This window comes from Pseudomonas sp. GV071, from assembly GCF_003050835.1.
GTDB lineage: Bacteria > Pseudomonadota > Gammaproteobacteria > Pseudomonadales > Pseudomonadaceae > Aquipseudomonas.
This window is the reverse complement of sequence record NZ_QAOJ01000008.1, coordinates 124,318-140,306: the sequence shown is the minus strand read 5'-3', so window position 1 is coordinate 140,306 and position 15,989 is coordinate 124,318. Positions and strand designations below refer to the sequence as shown.

Genomic DNA, 15,989 nt, shown 5'->3' with positions numbered 1-15,989 from the left:
CAGCATAAGAAGAAAGGGCGGACCCCGTGTGGTGGCCCGCCCTTTTGCATCAAGGGACGACGGATGAGCGCCCCTCGATAACAACCAAACTGCTTAGCTCGCGCGAGCCATATTGCGCAGCGCTTTCACCTGATCATGGTTGCGCTGCACACCCTGACGCTGTTTCTCCAGGATGCTGCGCACGTTGGACGGCAGGTCTTTTTCCAGGGCTTCTTTGTAGTGCTTGAGCGCTACGTCTTCGCCGCGCTCGCATTCGTTGAGAATGGCTTTTTCGCTATGGCCGGTAAGTACGCTTTTCAGGTTCACCCAACCGCGGTGCAGGGTGCCGGTGGCGCTGGAGCTGGTTTCCGGGTCGCCGCCCAGGCTGCGTACCAGCTGCTGCAGCTCACCTGCAGCAGCGGCACATTCGGCCGAGCGCTGGGTGAACAGGCCTTTGAGTTCGGTATTTTCGATGTCGTTCGCGCACTCACGGAAGCCTTTCTGGCCGTCTTTGCTGGTCTCGATCAGGTTGTTGAGCAGCGAAATGGTGTCTTTGGTTTCCATGGTCAAAATCCTCTTTTGGCGAGCAGCAGTGGCTGCACGTTTTGGCCGGTGTGGTTAACCGACCGCTCGCAAAAGTGGACGTGGCCGATTGGCCAAAGGTTCAGGCAAACCGCCGACAGGCCGCACTGACAAGGGTCTGATATCACGCGGCAAAGGCAGGCCACATCGGGCCTGCAACCGCTGGTCGCCGTACCGGCTTTATGGCGTCTGTTTGGCCTTCTGGCGCTTGAGGAAATCGACTTTCCACTGCTCCATGCCCATAAATTCAGAGTCCAGATTGGCCTCCACCTGGTACTTCTCTTTTAGCGCGGCAATGGCCTCGTGCTGCTCGGCGAGGAACTGGTCGAAGCGCTGAATCAGCTCCGGGTGTCTGGTGCTGGAAAGGTTGAACGTGCCACGGGTGAACGGCAGCTTGGAGTCGAACACCAATGCGCCGGGCCGGGCGCGGATATTGTCGAGGTAGTAGGTGGCGACCACCACGTTGAAGTAGGCGCCATCGGTTTCCTTCTTCAGTGCCAGCTTGATCATGCCGGGCAGGTCTTCGCTAGCGGTCAACTGGGTTTGCTTGGCGTCGATACGCGACTGGTACGCCCAGGGCGTCCAGCCGCTCACGATAGCCAGGCGCTGGAGTTTTTCCACGCCCATGCCCTGCTGCATGGGCGGCACCAATACGCCATCCACGTAGTTCACCACCGCCTGGCTGTACTGCACGTTTTTGCCGGCTTTCTGCGCTTGCGCCCAGTTGGGGTTGTCGGGGTATTTGAAGTCCACATCGCCTTGCAGCAGGGCCGGCAGCAAGCGGTCCACTGGCAGCGCGCGGTATTCCAGTTGGATGCCGGCCTTGGCGGCAAACAGGTCGAGCACTTCACGGGCAAAGCCGGAATAGACGCCCTGCTTGTCCGTGCTGAAGTGCGGCATAAACGGCGAGTTTTCCACGCCGACCACGTAGGTTTGTGCGTGGGTGGTGGTGGTGGCGAACAAGGCGGTGATCACACTGCAAACGAGCTTTCTCACAACAGGCTTCCTTTCTTGTTTTTATGGCGAAGATTGCGCAGTTCTGTAGGAGCGGCTTCAGCCGCGATGCTTTTAAAAAATCAAACACATCGCGGCTGAAGCCGCTCCTACGGGACGGTTTTACCTACCCACCCGTCATGCTCATAAACCGCAGCACCTGCACTTGCTCGTGCTGGGCGAAGTGGTGGCGTTCGGGTTTCAGTTGCAGCGCATTGACCAGCGCTTCGCGCAGGCGCTGGCTGTCGCCGGGGTGGGCGCGCATGAGGTGTTTGAGGTCCAGCGCGCCTTCGTGGCCCAGGCACAGGACCAACTTGCCTTCAGCGGTCACCCGCACGCGGTTGCAGTCGCCGCAGAAGTTGTGGCTGTGGGGCGAAATAAAACCCACCTGGGTGTCGCTGCCGACCACCTGCCAGTAGCGCGAAGGGCCGCCGGTAACGCGGCTGCTGCGTACCAGGGCAAAGCGCTCTTCGATACGCGCGCGCACCTGGTCGCTGGAGCAGAACGTGTGTTCGCGCTGGTGGCTGGTGATGGTGCCCAGGGGCATTTCTTCGATAAAGCTGATGTCCAGGCCACGGTCGACGGCGAACTGCACCAGGTCGTGCACTTCGTCGTCATTGCGGCCTTGCTGCACCACGCAGTTGAGTTTGATGCGCTTGAAACCGGCGGCTTGCGCGGCGTCGATACCGGCCAGTACCTGGTCGAGTTTGTCGCGTCGGGTAAAGGCGGCGAAGCGTTCTCGCTGCAGGGAGTCGAGGCTGATGTTCAGGCGCTTGACCCCGGCGTCCTTCAACTGCCCGGCCATTTCAATGAGCTGCGAACCGTTGCTGGTGATCGCCAGGTCTTCCAGCTCGCTGCGCGCGCCCAGGCGTTCCAGCAACCCGACCACGCCCTTACGCACCAGCGGCTCGCCCCCAGTAATGCGGATGCGCTTAACCCCCAGGCCGATAAAGGCATCGGCCACGTTGTACAGCTCTTCAAGGGTAAGAATTTGCGCGCGCGGAGCGAACTGCATGTCTTCGCTCATGCAGTAGGTGCAACGAAAATCGCAGCGGTCGGTGACGGACAGACGCAGGTAGGTGATGCGCCGCCCGAAGGGGTCGACCAGGCTGGCGTCAGGTGCAAGCGGCAAGGACAAGACGGATCTCCAACTGCTCTGGGAGCCGAAAAATTGTTGTTATGGTTTTAGCTGACCACGAGGTCAGGAATGTACCCAAAAAATGCTGATCGCGTATACAACAATTTCTGTGAATTGATGGGTTTCGGCTACGCCTCTACCCATCCCGGATGACGGCGTTGAGCGCCGCGCAAACGCGGTGCTACCATGCCCGACCACTCAGCAAGCCCATCGATGCGGTGCCACAGCAAAAAGAGTCTTTAGATGACCAGTATTCGCGAGCGCAACAAAGAGCTGATTCTGCGCGCGGCCAGTGAAGAGTTCGCCGACAAGGGCTTCGCCGCCACCAAGACCAGCGACATCGCCGCCAAGGCGGGCTTGCCCAAGCCCAACGTGTATTACTACTTCAAGTCCAAAGAAAACCTTTACCGCGAGGTGCTGGAAAGCATCGTCGAACCCTTGCTGGCGGCCTCGCAGCCGTTCAACCAGGGTGGCCAGCCGGCCGATGTTTTACGCGCCTACATCCGCTCGAAAATCCGCATTTCCCGCGACCTGGCCTATGCCTCGAAAGTGTTCGCCAGCGAAATCATGCACGGTGCCCCGCACCTGTCTGCCGAGCAGACCGCCCAGCTCAACGAGCAAGCCAAGCACAACATCAGCTGCATCCAGGCCTGGATCGATCAGGGCCTGATGGCCAAGGTCGACCCCCACCACCTGCTGTTCAGCATCTGGGCCGCAACCCAGACCTACGCCGACTTCGACTGGCAGATCTCGATCGTCACCGGCAAAGCCAAACTCGACGACGCCGACTATGAAGCGGCAGCCGAGACCATCATTCGCATGGTGATTGGCGGGTGTGAGGTGAGTGAGGGGAGTGTTAAGCCGGTGAAGGTCGTTGGCTGAGTGGAAATCGTAAATCGCGGCTGAAGCCGCTCCTACAAATTGTGCAGTCCGTAGGAGCGGCTTCAGCCGCGATGCTCGTGATCTTCAGCCAATATCCGCCTGCAACCCCACCGCCAACACCCCTTTCACCGCGCATTGCTCATCGATGTCCGAGGTATCGCCGCTGATGCCGATGGCGCCGATCACCTGATTGTTCGCATCCCGAATCAGCACGCCGCCCGGCGCCGGAATCACATTGCCGTGCGCCAGGGTATTTACCGCGGCGATAAAGCTCGGGCGCTGCTGCGCGTCGCTGGCGATCTGCCGCGACGCTTTGCCCAACGCCACTGCGCCCCACGCCTTGCCGATGGCAATCTGCGGGCGCAGCAGGCTCGAGCCGTCTTCACGCAATAGCGAAATCAAATGGCCGCCGGCATCCAGCACCGCAATGGTCAGCGGCGCCGTCGAAATAGCGCGGGCAGCGGACTGTGCTTGCGCAGTGATGCGGGTAGCGGTTTCAAGGGTTAGCGCGCTCATGTTCGATCCTTTCTTGTAATTGGAAAGCGGTAGGAACACACCGAGGCAAGGCCTACGGTGCAATCTGAAGACGGCTTTAACTATCGCAGCCAAAACAAAAAACGCAAGCATTCGATACAATCAAAAACTTTTTTGTATACATACATAAACAGCCAGTCCCTTGCCCCCTCTACAACCCCAGCTAAAACAGGCGTTTTAAATCTATTTCGCCTCGCAGCGCTTTGCCCAAGAAAAATTGTTGACCGCAAAGTCATGGCCTGAATAGAATCCGCCACAGCAAGTTGTATACAATTTAAGAACAAAAGAGGCACAACAAATGGCCAAAATGAGAGCAATCGAGGCAGCCGTCCTCGTGATGCGCCGCGAAGGCGTCGACACCGCGTTTGGTATTCCGGGCGCCGCGATCAACCCCCTGTACGCCTCGCTGAAAAAAGTCGGCGGTATCGACCACGTTCTGGCTCGCCACGTGGAAGGCGCTTCGCACATGGCCGAGGGTTACACCCGCACCAAGGCTGGCAACATCGGGGTGTGCATCGGCACCTCCGGCCCTGCCGGTACCGACATGGTCACTGGTCTGTACAGCGCCAGCGCCGACTCCATCCCGATTCTGTGCATCACAGGCCAGGCGCCGCGTGCCCGTATGCACAAGGAAGACTTCCAGGCCGTCGACATCACCAGCATCGTCAAGCCGGTGACCAAGTGGGCGACCACCGTCATGGAACCGGGCCAGGTGCCTTACGCGTTCCAGAAAGCCTTCTATGAAATGCGCAGCGGCCGCCCAGGCCCGGTGCTGATCGACCTGCCGTTCGACGTGCAGATGGCGGAAATCGAATTCGATATCGACGCCTACCAACCGCTGCCACTGAGCCGCCCTGCCGCCAACCGCGCCCAGGCCGAAAAAGCCCTGGCGCTGTTGAACGATGCCGAGCGCCCGCTGCTGGTTGCCGGTGGTGGCGTGATCAACGCCGATGCCAGCGACAAGCTGGTGCAATTCGCCGAGCTGGTTGGCGTACCGGTGGTTCCGACCCTGATGGGCTGGGGCACCATTCCGGACGATCACCCGCTGATGGTCGGCATGGTCGGTCTGCAAACCTCGCACCGCTATGGCAACGCCACCCTGCTGGAATCGGACCTGGTGTTCGGTATCGGTAACCGCTGGGCCAACCGCCACACCGGTTCGGTGGATGTGTACACCGAAGGCCGTCGCTTTATTCACGTGGACATCGAGCCAACCCAGATCGGTCGCGTATTCAACCCGGACCTGGGCATCGTCTCCGATGCCGGCGCCGCGCTGGATATGTTCATCACCGTGGCCCAGGAATGGAAAGCCGCTGGCAAGCTGAAAAGCCGTGCCGCCTGGCTGGAGTCCTGCCACCAGCGCAAGCGCACCCTGCAGCGCAAAACCCACTTTGAAAACGTACCGGTAAAACCGCAGCGCGTTTACGAAGAAATGAACGAAGCGTTCGGCAAAGACACCTGCTACGTCAGCACCATCGGTCTGTCGCAGATTGCCGGCGCGCAGTTCCTGCACGTCTACAAACCACGTCACTGGATCAACTGCGGCCAGGCCGGCCCCCTGGGCTGGACCATTCCGGCAGCGCTCGGTGTGGTTAAAGCCGACCCAACCCGCAAGGTTGTCGCGCTGTCTGGCGACTACGACTTCCAGTTCATGATCGAAGAACTGGCCGTGGGCGCGCAGTTCAACCTGCCGTACATCCACGTGGTGGTGAACAACTCCTACCTGGGCCTGATCCGTCAGGCGCAGCGTGGCTTCGAGATGGACTACTGCGTGCAGCTGGCCTTCGAAAACATCAACGCACCGGAAATCAACGGCTATGGCGTCGACCATGTCGCGGTTGCCGAAGGTCTGGGTTGCAAGGCCATCCGCGTGTTCGAGCCGAACGACATCCAGCCGGCCTTGCGCCAGGCCCAGGAGCTGATGGCTCAGTACCGCGTACCGGTGGTGGTGGAAATCATCCTGGAGCGCGTGACCAACATCTCCATGGGTACCGAGATCAACGCGGTCAATGAGTTTGAAGACCTGGCGTTGACCGGGGCGGATGCGCCGACTGCGATCTCGCTGCTGGATTAAAAGGCGGCCCTCTCCCCCAGCCCCTCTCCCGCGAGCGGGCAAGGGGAGACAAACGACCTCAGCGCCTACACAAAACTGTCCCCTCTCCCGCCTGCGGGAGAGGGCTAGGGAGAGGGGCCTTTGCCCTTCCTTCCCCAGCCAAATCGAGGAGAAGCTCCATGCCACGCTTTGCCGCCAACCTGTCCATGCTGTTCACCGAAGTGGACTTTCTGGACCGTTTCGACGCTGCCGCCCAAGCCGGCTTCAGCGGCGTTGAATACCTGTTTCCGTATGACTTCCCGGCCGAAGAAATCAAGGCCCGTCTGAACGTGCACAAGCTCGAGCAGGTGCTGTTCAACCTGCCAGCTGGTGACTGGGCCAAGGGTGAGCGCGGGATCGCCTGCCACCCAGACCGCGTTGAAGAGTTCCGCGCCGGTGTCGACAAGGCCATCAGCTACGCCAAGGTACTGGGCAATAGCCAGATCAACTGCCTGGCCGGTATCCGCCCGCAAGGTCCGGACTGCGCCACGGTTGAACAGACCTTCGTCGACAACCTCAAGTACGCCGCCGACAAGCTGCAAGCCGCCGGGATCAAGTTGGTCATGGAAATGATCAACACCCGCGACATTCCAGGCTTCTACCTGAACACCACCAAGCAGGCCCTGGCCATTCGCGACAAGGTCGGTAGCAGCAACCTGTTCCTGCAGTACGACATCTACCACATGCAAATCATGGAAGGGGATCTGGCCCGCAGCCTGGAAGGCAACCTGGCCGTGATCAACCACGTGCAGCTGGCCGACAACCCCGGCCGCAACGAGCCAGGCACGGGCGAAATCAACTACCGCTTCCTGTTCGCGCACCTGGACCGCATTGGTTACCAGGGCTGGGTCGGCTGTGAATACAAGCCTGCCACCACCACCGCTGCCGGCCTCGGCTGGCTCAAGACTCATAACGCCATTTAAGGAGAACCTCCATGGCTAAAATCGGCTTTATCGGCACCGGCATCATGGGCAAACCCATGGCCCAGAACCTGCAAAAAGCAGGTCACACCCTGTTCTTCTCCGAGCACTTCGACAAGGCGCCGGCAGACCTGCTGGGCGAAAACGGCGTTGGCCTGGCCAACCCGAAGGAAGTGGCGCAGGAATCCGAATTCATCATCATCATGGTGCCGGATACCCCCCAGGTTGAAGACGTACTGTTCCGCAAGGACGGCGTCGTTGAAGGCGCAGGCGCCGGCAAAGTGGTCATCGACATGAGCTCGATCTCCCCTACCGCCACCAAAGCCTTCGCCGAGAAAATCAAAGCCACCGGCGCTGCCTACCTCGACGCCCCGGTTTCCGGCGGTGAAGTGGGCGCCAAAGCAGCCACCCTGTCGATCATGGTCGGCGGTTGCGAGAAAGCCTTCGAACGCGCCCTGCCGCTGTTCCAGGCCATGGGCAAGAACATCACCCGCGTCGGCGGCAATGGCGACGGTCAGACCGCCAAGGTCGCCAACCAGATCATCGTCGCCCTGAACATTCAGGCCGTTGCTGAAGCCCTGCTGTTCGCCGCCAAGAACGGCGCCGATCCAGCCAAGGTGCGTGAAGCGCTGATGGGTGGTTTCGCCGGCTCGAAGATTCTCGAAGTGCACGGCGAGCGCATGATCAAAGGCACCTTCGACCCGGGCTTCCGCATCAGCCTGCACCAGAAAGACCTGAACCTGGCCCTGGCCGGCGCCAAGGAACTGGGCCTGAACCTGCCAAACACCGCCAACGCCCAGCAAGTGTTCAGCACCTGCGCGGCCATCGGTGGCAGCAACTGGGACCACTCGGCACTGATCAAAGGCCTGGAACACATGGCCAACTTCTCGATCCGTAAGGACTGAAAGCGATACGTGGGTTGGGCTGGGTGGGGCGCTGCCTGAAAAATGGCCTCCCCGCTTGTTGGGCTGCACTGCACTTAGCCCAACCTACACACCGCGAGCCTTCGGGCTCGCGGTGACCTTTTTCGATCTGCCCGGCAAGCGGTGTCACGGCCTGCGAGCCGGGTGGGTCGATTTCAGTCCACAGCCCTTGAGCACGAGGGTTGTGGACTGCAATCGACCTGCACCCAAAACAAAAAAAGAGCTTGGAGTAGTCCTGATGAGCCTCGACCCGAAAACCCTGCTGCGCGACCTGTTCGCCACCGCCATCGACGCCGCCCACCCGCGCCAGGTACTGGCCGATTACCTGCCCGCTGACCGCAGCGGCCGGGTGATTGTGATCGGCGCCGGCAAGGCCGCCGCGGCCATGGCCGAAGTGGTGGAGCGCGAGTGGCAGGGCGAGGTGTCCGGCCTGGTGGTGACCCGCTACGAACACGGCGCCAACTGCCAGAAGATCGAGGTGGTGGAAGCCGCCCACCCGGTTCCCGATGACGCCGGCGAACGCGTCGCCCGTCGCGTGCTGGAGCTGGTCAGCAATCTGCAGGAAAGCGATCGAGTGATCTTCCTGCTCTCTGGCGGCGGCTCTTCGCTGCTGGCCCTGCCCGCTGCCGGCATCAGCCTGCAAGACAAACAGGCAATGAACAAAGCCCTGCTGAAATCCGGCGCCACCATTGGCGAGATGAACTGTGTGCGCAAGCACCTCTCGGCCATCAAGGGCGGGCGTCTGGCCAAAGCCTCATGGCCAGCCAGCGTATACACCTACGCGATCTCCGATGTACCGGGTGATGAAGCCACGGTGATCGCCTCCGGGCCAACCGTTGCCGACCCCACCACCTCGCAGCAAGCGCTGGCGATTCTGGCCCGCTACAGCATCGAGATTCCGGCCAACGTGCGCGCCTGGCTGAACAGCCCGGAATCGGAAACGGTGAAACCCGGCGACCCGTGCCTGAGCCGCAGCCACTTCCAACTGATCGCCACCCCGCAGCAATCGCTCGACGCCGCTGCCGCCAAGGCCCAAGCCGCCGGTTTGCCGACCCTGATCCTCGGCGACCTGGAAGGCGAATCGCGGGAAGTGGCCAAGGTGCATGCCGGCATCGCCCGGCAGATCCAGCTGCATGGCCAGCCGCTCAAACCGCCGTGCGTGATTCTCTCGGGCGGCGAAACCACCGTCACCGTGCGCGGCAAAGGCCGCGGCGGGCGCAACGCCGAATTCCTCCTGAGCCTCACCGAAAGCCTCAAGGGCCTGCCGGGCGTGTATGCCCTGGCCGGTGATACCGACGGCATCGACGGCTCCGAAGACAACGCCGGCGCGCTGATGACGCCGAGCAGCTACAGCCGCGCCGCCGCCCTCAACCTGAGCGCCAGCGACGAGCTGGATAACAACAATGGCTATGGCTACTTCGCGGCCCTGGACGACTTGATCGTCACCGGCCCGACGCGGACCAACGTCAACGATTTTCGCGCCATTCTGATTCTTGAGAAGCCTGCCCAATGAGCCTGCACACGCCCAAGTCCGATAAGAAAGTAAAAATCCTCGCCACCCTCGGCCCTGCCGTAAAAGGCGTGGACGACGTTCGCCACCTGGTGGAAGCCGGGGTGAACCTGTTCCGCCTGAACTTCAGCCACGGCGAACACGCCGACCACGCCCAACGCTACCAGTGGGTACGTGAAGTCGAGCGCCAGCTGAACACCCCGATCGGCATTCTGATGGACCTGCAAGGGCCCAAGCTGCGCGTCGGCAAATTCGCCGCCGGCAAGGTCAACCTCAGTCGTGGGCAGGCCTTTCGCCTGGACCTGGACAGCACCCCGGGCGATGAACGCCGGGTCAACCTGCCGCACCCGGAAATCATCGAAGCGCTGGAACCGGGCATGAGTCTGTTGCTCGACGATGGCCGCCTGCGCCTGGAAGTTACCCGCAAGCAGAACACCGGCGTCGACACCCTGGTGAGTGCCGGCGGTGAGCTGTCCGACCGCAAGGGCGTGAACGTGCCCGAGGCCGTGCTGCAGCTGAGCCCGCTGACCAGCAAAGACCGCGTCGACCTCGACTTCGGCCTGCAACTGGGCGTGGACTGGGTGGCGCTGTCGTTCGTGCAGCGCCCGGAAGACATCATCGAGGCCCGCGAGCTGATCCAAGGCAAAGCCTTCCTGATGGCCAAAATCGAGAAACCGTCGGCGGTGCAGCACCTGGAAGAAATCGCCCGCCTGTGCGACGCGATCATGGTGGCCCGTGGCGACCTGGGCGTGGAAGTGCCGGCCGAGAACGTGCCGCGCATTCAGAAAGACATCATCCGCACCTGCCGCCAGTTGGGTAAACCGGTGGTGGTGGCCACGCAGATGCTGGAGTCGATGCGCTTCTCCCCTGCCCCCACCCGCGCCGAAGTAACCGACGTGGCCAACGCCGTGGCCGAAGGCACCGACGCGGTGATGCTGTCGGCCGAAACCGCTTCCGGCGATTACCCGCTGGAAGCCGTGAGCATGATGGCCAAGATCATCCGCCAGGTGGAAAACGGCCCGGACTTCCAGGCCCAGCTCGACGTCAGCCGCCCCAACGCCGAAGCCACCGCCTCGGACGCCATCAGCTGCGCGATCCGGCGCATCAGCGGCATTCTGCCGGTGGCGGCCCTGGTCAACTACACCGAATCCGGCAGCTCCAGCCTGCGCGCCTCCCGCGAGCGACCGAAAGCACCGATCCTCAGCCTGACCCCGAACATCCAGACCGCCCGCCGCCTGACCGTGGCCTGGGGCATTTACTCGGTGGTGAATGCGCGGTTGAGCAAGGTGGATGAGATCACCACCACGGCACTGGAAATCGCTCAGGCGCAGAACATGGCCAAGCGTGGGGATACGGTGGTGATTACAGCGGGTATGCCGTTTGGGCAGTCGGGGACTACCAATAGCTTGCGGATCGAGACACTGCTGTAAATCACAGAAACTAGGGTTTCGGGGCTAAGGCCAGGCAAGGCGAGACCCTGCGGAGCAACGCAGCGTAGTTAACTACGTGAGCAGCGCACGCAGGGTCTCAACGCCGCATGGCCGACGCCCCGGAAGCCGGACAGGAACACCCAAATCCCATCTGGTTCATGCCAGTTAGGCGTCCTTCGTGCCCTCGTTGGGCGCCTTTTTTTATTTGAATCGTTGGGCTTCGCGTTGCTCAACCCAACCTACGGATTTGTAGATTTGTAGGTTGGGTTGAGCAACGCGAAGCCCAACAGGCCACACCGACAATGACCCAATTCACCTACGGCAAAGCCCTGCTCAACGGCTGCAGCCAGATCTTCCTCCAGCAGCATCCGCTGTTCGGCGCGTTGTGCCTGTTGGCCATTGCTGTCGGCGCGCCGGACCTGCTTGGCGGTGCTCTGCTCGGTGGCTTGACCGCCGCCCTGGTGGCGCGTCGCCGCGGCTACACCCAGGCCGATATCGACGCCGGTCTGTACAGCTACAACGGCGTGCTGCTGGGCCTGATGCTGTGCAACCGCTTCACCTGGTCGGCGTTGCTGCCGCTGTTGATCATCGCCAGCGCCGGCGCTTCCAGCCTGGTGCTCAACCGCTTGATGCGCGGCAACCGCCAACGCCAATGGCTGCCGGCCTTTACCGCCCCGTTCGTGGGGCTGAGTTGGTTGGTATTGAGTTTGCTGCCCGCCACCCTGGCACCACCGCTGCAGGTGTGGCCGAGCGTGCCAGTGAGTTTGGATGTGCTCGGCATCGGCGCGGCGCTGCTCAAAGGCATCGGCCAGGTGGTATTTCTCGGTGAACCGCTGGCCGGCGCCATTCTGCTGCTTGGTCTGTTCCTCGCCAGCCGCCGTGCGGCCGCATGGGCCGTGCTGGGCTCGGCCATCGGCCTGGCGGTGGCGCTGCAACAGGGATGGTCCACGGACCATGCGCTGAACGGTTTGTATGGCTACAACGGCGCGCTGGTGGGCGTGGCGCTGAGCCAGGTGTACCGCAACCCGGCGATTATTCTGCTGGGGATTTTGCTCGCCCTGCCCTTGCAGCCGGGTTTTGCCGCCTTTGCCCTGCCGGAGCTGACGGCGCCGTTTATTCTGGCCTGCTGGCTGGTGCAGGCGACGCATCGCACGTTACGGCGAGGGGCCGAGGATTCGCGGCCCAAGCAGCCCCTCAAAAAATCAAAAGCTCGCGGCTAAAGCCCCTCCCACAAAGAGCCTCGATTTATGTGGGAGGGGCTTTAGCCGCGATGCTTTCTAATCGCCCACAAAAAAGCCGGCACTAGGCCGGCTCCTTCACAACAGAAAACTCAGTGCGCGACGCGGCTGGTGCCGTTGACGCTCATGATACGAACCCGCTCGCCAACACGGAAAATCTCGTTTTCCTGAACTTCCTGCACGTAGGCACGCATGCTGCCGTCGTCTTCCCTTACGGTGATTTCCACGCCCTGGGTACGGGTCAGGCCTTCTTCGGTCGCCGAACCCAGCAGACCACCGGCTACCGCACCAATCACGGCCGCGACAATGCTGCCCTTGCCGCCACCCACAGTGCTACCCGCTACACCACCGACGGCGGCACCGGCGATTCCGCCGATTGGGGTTTTGGTGCCTTCGATTTTCACTGGGCGCAGCGATTCGATGGTGCCCATGCGCACGGTTTGCACGGTGCGCGCTTCGTCGCGCGAATAGCTGTCGCCGGTCAGGCTCGACTGGCAACCGGTCAGAGCCAGTGCCGCCACCGTGAACGATGCGACTAACAAAACAGACTTACGCATAACGGTACCTCCGGGAGATGACGAGCTATTAGACAGCGCCACTCGCGACACTGTCACGGTCGCCACATAAGAATAATTCCGGCTCAAGCCGAACGGCGTTATCAGGGGGCCAAACGCTCCCGCGACCAACTGCCGTTTTCTAGACGATAGTTCAAACGGTCATGCAAGCGACTGGCGCGGCCCTGCCAGAACTCGATGCGTTCAGGCACCAAGCGGTAACCACCCCAGTGCGGCGGGCAGGTTGGCGCCTGGTCGAGAAAGCGTTTTTCAGTGTCCGCCAGCAAGCCTTCGAGCTCGGCACGGTCGGCAATCACCTGGCTCTGCGGCGAGGCCCAGGCCCCAAGGCGACTGCCCAATGGGCGCACCTGGAAGTAGTCGTTGGACTCCTCGGCACTGACCTTCTCCACCCGCCCTTCAATGCGCACCTGACGCTCCAGTGCCGGCCAAAAGAAGGTCATAGCAGCAAACGGCCGCGCTTCGAGCTGCTCGCCCTTGGCGCTGCCGTAGTTGGTGAAGAAAGTGAAGCCGTAGGCATCCAGGCTTTTCAGCAGCAGCACGCGGCAATGCGGACGCCCTTGGGCGTCGACCGTGGCCAGGGTCATGGCGTTGGCTTCCACCGGCAGTTGCTCGGTGTTGCGCGCATCGCTGAACCATTGCTGGAACAAGGCCAGGGGCTCAGCCGGGGCTTGCGCCTCGGTGAGCCCGTCGCGGGTGTAGTCTCGACGCATATCGGCGAGGTTGGCGGTCATCACGCAGCTCCTAAAGCACGCAGTTTTTCAACACTGTACGGTCGGCCGCCAGGCTCAGTTTTTCGCCGCAGCGACCTTGTCCGTAGACTGCGCCGGATCGGCCTTCACGACCTTGACCGGTGTCGTCTTTGCAGCAGTTGGTTTGCTCGCCGCCGGCTTGCTCGCAGCTGGTTTGACCGCTGGTTTTTTCGCCGCCACAGCAGGTTTTGCCGCCGGCTTGGCAGCCGCTTTTTTCACCGCTGGTTTGGCTGCGGTTTTAGCCGGGGCCACGGCCGGAACCGGGTCGTTACGCACCAGGGTCTGCGCAGCCGGCACTGGCGCCGGTTGGTTGTACTTGGCCAGCAGCGCACTCATGGTGTCTTGCGGGGTCAGCATGATTTCCACACGACGGTTGAGGGCGCGGCCTTCAGGGCTGTCGTTGGCGGCACGCGGCAATACCGAGCCGAAACCACGCACCATCAGGCGATCATTCTTCAACCCGCTCAAGCGGAAGATCGCGGTCACGGCGCGGGCGCGTTCCAGGCTCAGTTCGCGGTTGCGGGTTTCTTCACCGCTCGGGTCGGCATGGCCGAGGATCAACACCGCCACTTGCTTGTCGTTTTCCACCAGCTTGGCGACACGGGTGATCGGGCCCAGGGTGACCGGCATCAGCATGCTCGGGCGATCGGGGTTGAAGGTCGAGTCCGCTGGAGCGGAGACCACCAGCAGGTTTTCCCGGCGCTCCAGCTGAAACTTGCTGCCATCCAGCGCTTCGCGCAGACGCGGCTCGTACTGATCCATCCAGGCTTGGGTGATTTTCGGGTCGGGCATGGCCACAGCGGCTTTCGCTTCGGCTTTGTCATCACCAAACGGCCACCACCAATGGCCACCGCTTTCAGGTTTGGCGGCGCTGGCCACAGGGGCTTTGGCAGCGGCGGAAGCGTCAGGGGTTTCGGGGGTAGAAGAACACGCAGCAAGAGCGACGCACAGCGCCAGGGCAGCAGCAGACTTGATCGGAAACATTGGAACCTCAAACACAAAAAAATAAGCTCAAGAACCAGATGGCCCACGCTCTCTGCTTCGGAGGGCGCTATGGCCGGGACCTGGTTCGCGTAGCTGGCTGCTTCTAACGGGCAGCCATGGCAACGGTGCAGCGGCAAAGATGATCACAATTGACGAACGCCCGATGTCCTATCTGCGCGTCCGCCCCCAATGTAAACAGCTTCGTTGTGAAATATTCGTAACAACTATAGGCAAGCACCCAGTGTGCGCGCCAACTTCTGCGCCCGTGGGTCCATCAATACGTAGGGCCCGAGGGTATTGGTGACGAAGCCGAAAGCCACCTTACACTCAGGATCGGCAAAGCCGATAGAACCGCCAGCGCCGGGATGACCAAAGGCACGTGGCCCCAGGCCATAGGTGCCGTTAGGCACGTCCGGTTGGTCGAGCATGCAGCCGAGGCCAAAGCGGGTTTGCGTGAGCAGGGTTTTGTCCTCACCAACGCTGTGTTCGCGGGTCAGTTCGGCGAGCAATTCACTGTCGAGCAACTGGCCGCTCAGCAAGCCGCTGTAGAAGCCTGCCAGGCTACGCGCATTGCCGTGGCCATTGGCCGCCGGCTGTTGCATGCGCCGCCACTCCGGCTTGTTGGTGCTGGTCATGATCGATGGCGGGTTGGCGAAGGCGCGGGTACTCATGGAGGCCGGCTCGCTCATCATGGTTTTCAGCAGGCGCTGGGCCGAAGCGTCGCCAAAGTTGCCCTTGGCGCGGGAGATTTCCGCCACCCGGTAGAACTCCTGATCAGCCAGCCCGACATGGAAATCCAGCCCCAGCGGCTGCGCGGTACGGGCGACGATGACATCACCCGGACCTTTGCCCTCAACCCGGCGCAGCAACTCGCCCACCAGCCAGCCATAGGTGATGGCGGCGTAGCCATGGCCAGTGCCCGGCGTCCACCACGGGGTTTCTGCAGCGAGCGCAGCGGTCATGGTGTCCCATTGGTACAGCGCTTCGGGCGGCAGCATTTCACGCACCGCCGGCAGGCCGGCGCGGTGGCTGAGCAACTGGCGCAGGGTGATCTGTTCTTTGCCCGCGGCAGCGAACTCCGGCCACAGCGAGGCCACCGGCACGTCCAGGGCCAGTTTGCCCTCTCCTACCAGCTGCAAGGCAGCGACGGCAGTGAAGGTTTTGGTGCAGGAAAACAGGTTGGCGATGGTGTCGGTATTCCACGCCTGCTCACCGGCCTTGTCGGCGGTACCGCACCAGATGTCGATCACGGTTTCGCCGTCGATCTGGATGCACAGGGCGCCACCGCGCTCCTGGGGGTCTTCGAACAGGGCGGCGAAGGCGTCTTTGACGGCTTCGAACTTGATATCGAAATAGCCTTGCACTTGCTGCACGTTCAACTCCTCAGGCAGGACTCAGCGGATGGGTAGTCTGTGACCACCCACCACACGCAGGAAACCATCCGAAAATCGGGCAAGCAT

15 protein-coding genes are annotated in these 15,989 nt (G+C 61.9%); 7 read left to right on the top strand and 8 right to left on the bottom strand.

Annotated elements, in window-relative coordinates; all coding sequences use genetic code 11:
• Positions 1 to 93: 93 nt before the first annotated feature.
• From C8K61_RS16760 to moaA, 3 genes are all read right to left on the bottom strand, one after another.
• Positions 94 to 543 carry a PA2169 family four-helix-bundle protein gene (locus C8K61_RS16760; protein ID WP_108097422.1) on the bottom strand — a complete coding sequence of 150 codons (450 nt, stop codon included), beginning with the start codon at positions 541 to 543 and terminating at the stop codon, positions 94 to 96.
• A gap of 198 nt (positions 544 to 741) precedes the next feature.
• On the bottom strand, positions 742 to 1,557 hold the full coding sequence (locus tag C8K61_RS16755) for an ABC transporter substrate-binding protein (RefSeq protein WP_256589473.1): 816 nt from the start codon (positions 1,555 to 1,557) through the stop codon (positions 742 to 744).
• Between the two features lie 124 nt (positions 1,558 to 1,681).
• Complete coding sequence (gene moaA, locus C8K61_RS16750; protein ID WP_178086470.1) at positions 1,682 to 2,686, bottom strand: GTP 3',8-cyclase MoaA; 1,005 nt, start codon at positions 2,684 to 2,686, stop codon at positions 1,682 to 1,684.
• 249 nt (positions 2,687 to 2,935) lie between these two features.
• Here moaA and C8K61_RS16745 point away from each other — a divergent pair, with 249 nt between their 5' ends.
• A complete protein-coding gene (locus C8K61_RS16745; RefSeq protein WP_108097423.1) occupies positions 2,936 to 3,574 on the top strand; it encodes a TetR/AcrR family transcriptional regulator in 639 nt (212 codons plus the stop codon).
• An 84-nt stretch (positions 3,575 to 3,658) separates the two neighbouring features.
• Here the strand turns inward: C8K61_RS16745 and C8K61_RS16740 are convergent, their stop codons facing one another.
• Entirely contained in the window at positions 3,659 to 4,090 is a 432-nt protein-coding gene (locus tag C8K61_RS16740; protein ID WP_108097424.1) for a heme-binding protein, read from the bottom strand.
• A 316-nt stretch (positions 4,091 to 4,406) separates the two neighbouring features.
• Between C8K61_RS16740 and gcl the strand changes: the two genes are divergently transcribed.
• From gcl to C8K61_RS16710, 6 genes are all read left to right on the top strand, one after another.
• Positions 4,407 to 6,182, top strand: coding sequence for a glyoxylate carboligase (gene gcl / locus C8K61_RS16735; RefSeq protein ID WP_108097425.1), 1,776 nt, complete (start codon positions 4,407 to 4,409; stop codon positions 6,180 to 6,182).
• Between the two features lie 158 nt (positions 6,183 to 6,340).
• Positions 6,341 to 7,123 carry a hydroxypyruvate isomerase gene (gene hyi, locus C8K61_RS16730; RefSeq protein WP_108097426.1) on the top strand — a complete coding sequence of 261 codons (783 nt, stop codon included), beginning with the start codon at positions 6,341 to 6,343 and terminating at the stop codon, positions 7,121 to 7,123.
• Between the two features lie 11 nt (positions 7,124 to 7,134).
• The gene (locus tag C8K61_RS16725) at positions 7,135 to 8,025 is read left to right on the top strand and encodes a 2-hydroxy-3-oxopropionate reductase (RefSeq protein WP_108097427.1); all 891 of its coding nucleotides are present in this window, start codon (positions 7,135 to 7,137) and stop codon (positions 8,023 to 8,025) included.
• Positions 8,026 to 8,281: 256 nt separating this feature from the next.
• Positions 8,282 to 9,556: a glycerate kinase gene (locus C8K61_RS16720; RefSeq protein ID WP_108097428.1), complete on the top strand. Its 1,275-nt coding sequence runs from the start codon at positions 8,282 to 8,284 to the stop codon at positions 9,554 to 9,556.
• Positions 9,553 to 10,983: a pyruvate kinase gene (gene pyk, locus C8K61_RS16715; protein WP_108097429.1), complete on the top strand. Its 1,431-nt coding sequence runs from the start codon at positions 9,553 to 9,555 to the stop codon at positions 10,981 to 10,983. Before C8K61_RS16720 ends, pyk begins: the two co-directional genes overlap by 4 nt.
• Positions 10,984 to 11,285: 302 nt before the next feature.
• On the top strand, positions 11,286 to 12,203 hold the full coding sequence (locus C8K61_RS16710; RefSeq protein ID WP_108097430.1) for an urea transporter: 918 nt from the start codon (positions 11,286 to 11,288) through the stop codon (positions 12,201 to 12,203).
• 110 nt (positions 12,204 to 12,313) lie between these two features.
• Here the strand turns inward: C8K61_RS16710 and C8K61_RS16705 are convergent, their stop codons facing one another.
• The 4 genes from C8K61_RS16705 to C8K61_RS16690 form a co-directional block, all read right to left on the bottom strand.
• Entirely contained in the window at positions 12,314 to 12,778 is a 465-nt protein-coding gene (locus tag C8K61_RS16705) for a glycine zipper 2TM domain-containing protein (protein ID WP_108097431.1), read from the bottom strand.
• Between the two features lie 101 nt (positions 12,779 to 12,879).
• On the bottom strand, positions 12,880 to 13,527 hold the full coding sequence (gene pdxH / locus C8K61_RS16700; RefSeq protein WP_108097432.1) for a pyridoxamine 5'-phosphate oxidase: 648 nt from the start codon (positions 13,525 to 13,527) through the stop codon (positions 12,880 to 12,882).
• A 54-nt stretch (positions 13,528 to 13,581) separates the two neighbouring features.
• Positions 13,582 to 14,529, bottom strand: coding sequence for an OmpA family protein (locus tag C8K61_RS16695; RefSeq protein WP_108097433.1), 948 nt, complete (start codon positions 14,527 to 14,529; stop codon positions 13,582 to 13,584).
• 224 nt (positions 14,530 to 14,753) lie between these two features.
• A complete protein-coding gene (locus C8K61_RS16690) occupies positions 14,754 to 15,893 on the bottom strand; it encodes a serine hydrolase domain-containing protein (RefSeq protein WP_371920003.1) in 1,140 nt (379 codons plus the stop codon).
• Between the last annotated feature and the right edge of the window lie 96 nt (positions 15,894 to 15,989).